This is a genomic window from Neisseria sp. P0022.S010 (assembly GCF_051956635.1).
Window position 1 is genome coordinate 1 of sequence record NZ_JBQCXF010000445.1, and the last position, 2,456, is coordinate 2,456.

3 protein-coding genes are annotated in these 2,456 nt (G+C 49.6%); all 3 read right to left on the reverse strand.

Features of this window, described 5'->3' with window-relative positions:
• Positions 1-192: 192 nt before the first annotated feature.
• Positions 193-663 carry a 23S rRNA (pseudouridine(1915)-N(3))-methyltransferase RlmH gene (rlmH, locus tag ACTHUT_RS17965; RefSeq protein WP_154954131.1) on the reverse strand — a complete coding sequence of 157 codons (471 nt, stop codon included), beginning with the start codon at positions 661-663 and terminating at the stop codon, positions 193-195.
• 163 nt (positions 664-826) lie between these two features.
• Positions 827-1,546, reverse strand: coding sequence for a UMP kinase (gene pyrH, locus ACTHUT_RS17970; RefSeq protein ID WP_002243681.1), 720 nt, complete (start codon positions 1,544-1,546; stop codon positions 827-829).
• A gap of 218 nt (positions 1,547-1,764) precedes the next feature.
• Positions 1,765-2,456 (reverse strand): translation elongation factor Ts (gene tsf / locus ACTHUT_RS17975; RefSeq protein ID WP_440419277.1); only part of this gene is annotated, 692 nt, incomplete at its 5' end.

Here is a 2,456-nt window from a genome sequence, read left to right on the forward strand (position 1 = left end):
TTTTGTGCCAAAGCGAATTTGAGGAAGTCTTGACGGAAATCGGACATTTGGGTTCTCCCGAAAGATGTTGATTTATCAAAGAAACGATTATAAAGGATTCATGCGGAAAAATCAGGCCGTCTGAAAACAGGTTCAACCCTGCTTTTAACCGACAAGGCGTCATTGCCGTCTTATCTCGGCAATCAAAACGGATTATTCCCGATGATACGGATGGTTGTGCAAAATCGAAACGGCGCGATAAAGCTGCTCGGTCAATAAAACGCGCACCATGCCGTGCGGTAAGGTCAGGCTGGAAAGGCGCATCATCATGTTTGCCTGCTGTTTCAAACGGTCAGTCATGCCGTCTGCGCCGCCGATAATAAAGCAGACGTGTTCGCCGTTTTGCTGCCAGCTTTTTAAATGTTGCGCCAATTCGACCGAAGTCGGCGCTTTGCCGCGCTCGTCCAATACCACCAAAAACGCGCCCTGCGGTATGGCTTCCAACAGGCGTTTTTCTTCAGCCGCCATACCCTGAGCCGCATTCACACCCGCGCCGCGTTTCTCTGGCTTGATTTCTTTCAGCGCATAATTGACATCGCGCCCGAAGCGTTTGGCGTACTCGCTGACGGCTTCATCCACCCAACGCGGCATTTTCGTGCCGACAGCCAAGACGGTGATATTCATGGAGTATCCTTTTGTTATCGAATTGTCGGTTGGGGATTATGGTCAAGCAAGTTCTTAACCTTTTCAAACCATGAGCCAATACCCACCTCAACCGACTGAAAATAAAAGGCCGTCTGAAAGCCGAATGTATCCCGTTCGGCTGTTTCAGACGGCCTTTCAATGATTAGCAGTGAACCAGTGTACCTTCGTTTTCGCCGGTTACCACGCGTTTGAGCGAGCCTTCTTTAGCAATGCCGAATACCACGATATTGAGCTTGCGTTCTCGGCAGAGGGCGAAAGCGGTGGCATCCATCACTTTGAGGTTTTTCAACAAGGCTTCGTCAAAAGTAATGGTTTCGTAGCGTGTTGCAGATGGATCTTTTTTCGGGTCTGCGGTGTACACGCCGTCCACGTTGGTGGCTTTGAGCATCACGTCGCAGTTCATTTCCGCGCCGCGCAATGCGGCGGCAGTATCGGTCGTGAAGAACGGGTTACCGGTACCGGCGGCGAAAATCACGACTTTGCCTTCTTCCAAATATTGAATGGCTTTAGGACGGGCGTAAGTTTCAGCGATTTGCTGCATGGAAAGTGCGGATTGTACGCGCGCTTTGATGCCCAAAGTTTCAAATGCGTCTTTGAGTGCCAACGCGTTCATTACGGTTGCCATCATGCCCATGTAGTCGGCAGTGGCGCGGTCCATGCTGCCTGCTTGGGCGGATACGCCGCGGAAAATGTTACCGCCGCCGACAACAATACCGACTTGCACGCCCATTTTAACGACTTCGGCAATTTCGCCGACAGTTTGAACGATGGTATCGTGATTGATGCCGAACGGATCGGAACCCATCAGGGATTCACCGGAGAGTTTCAGTAATACGCGTTTGTATTTGATTTGCTGTGTCATGGGATACCTTGCTTTCTTGAATGTCGTCGGTCGGAGTTTGGGCCGTCTGAATTTTCAAACGGTCGGATTACAATGATATGGTGTGTCGTTCTATTATTGTTTTGTTTTCAGACGGCCTTTATATTCAGTCGTCTTAAAATAGGTACCGTAAACGGTTTTCTCAAAAAAAAGCACCCTGATTCGTTTGGAATCTAGGTGCTTTCTTTTTCATAAGTGCCTTACACTTTAGCAGCGGCAGCAACTTCGGCTGCGTAGTCAACAACGGCTTTCTCGATACCGTCGCCTACTTTGTAGCGTACGAAGCTAATCACTTCAGTGCCGTTTTCTTTAGCGAATTGGGCAACAGTTTGGTCAGGGTTCATCACGAACGCTTGGCCGTTCAGAGTGATTTCAGCCAAGAATTTGCGGATACGGCCTTCAACCATTTTAGCGGCGATGTCGGCAGGTTTACCGGAAGCGATAGCTTGTTCGGTGTAGATGTGGCGTTCTTTTTCAACGGTTTCAGCATCTACTTCGGCTTCGCTTACGCATTGTGGTTTGGCGGCAACGATGTGCATACCGATTTTGCGTGCTACGTCTTCAGAGCCTTTGAACTCAACCAATACGCCTTCGGTAGCCAAAGCACCGTGGATGTAGGCAACCAGTTGGTTGGCAGTGTCGATCACTTGGAAGCGGCGAACAGACATGTTTTCGCCCAATTTAGCGATGATGGCTTTGCGTTCTGCTTCAACCAGTTCACTCAGTTCTTCAACAGAAGCCGGTTTTTTCTCGGCAGCAGTTTTAGCAACGAAGTTGGCAAATTCTACGAAGCCGGCGTCTTTAGCAACGAAGTCGGTTTCGCAGTTTACTTCAACCAATGCGCCGACATTGCCGTTGATCGCGTAAGCCAATACGCCTTCGGCAGCAGTAC